Consider the following 750-nt stretch of genomic DNA (forward strand, 5'->3'; position numbering starts at 1 on the left):
TCAGCGTAAATGTATCAGCTTCTCCCTTCTCTCCCGTTACTTCCTCTAGGTTATGCCTAGCCTGCCTTGACGGTTGAACCCACTCCAGCCCCCAGGGATCCCAATCGCTGGGTGAGGCGGCTGCCTCTGGTGACCGGCCTTTTGGGCAGCGTCCTTTTGGTTATTAATCGACTGGCCTTTACGCCGGAATTGCTTACCAGCCAGTCCCGTTCAGATGCCTTGGGGATCCTCCTCAGCGCCGTTTTGATCCTGACCGGCCTGCTGTGGCAGCAGATCCAGCCTCTTCCACCCCAAACGGCCCCCCTGCAGGGGATCCCCGGCTGTGATTGGCATCCCGATCTTTCCGAAAGCGAGAAACTGGAGCTGGCTTGGGCCTCCCATACCCTGCTCAGCACCACCGCCGCCCGCACCGTGGTGATCTGGGTGGGTGGGCGAACCCTCCTGCAACGGGGGATCCTAGCCACCCCCGGCCAGATGCCCTCCATTCAGCCCAAGAGCGTTTTACAGCGGGTCTTGCAGACGGGGCGGCCCGTGTATTTGGTGGATCTCAAGCTGTTCCCGGCCCGCGCCGAGTTCGATGGCCTGTTGCCCCCCGGATCCCAGGCCGTGCTGTGCCAGCCCATCGGCCAGCGAGGGTGCTTGATTTTGGGGAGCGATACCCCACGCAGCTTCAGCCGGCAGGAGCAAGCCTGGATTGCCGCCATTGCCGACAAGCTAGCAGCCACCCTACTCCCCTCTCCCCCTGGGAGA

At 62.5% G+C, this 750-nt stretch carries 1 protein-coding gene; it reads left to right on the forward strand.

Annotation, left to right across the window (positions count from 1 at the left end; genetic code table 11):
- Positions 1-66: 66 nt before the first annotated feature.
- Positions 67-750, forward strand: a 684-nt coding sequence (locus NW819_RS14100; RefSeq protein ID WP_414414131.1) for a cofactor assembly of complex C subunit B, incomplete at its 3' end; no start/stop codon positions are given.

The organism is Synechococcus sp. R8-2 (genome assembly GCF_047461715.1).
GTDB lineage: Bacteria > Cyanobacteriota > Cyanobacteriia > Thermostichales > Thermostichaceae > Thermostichus.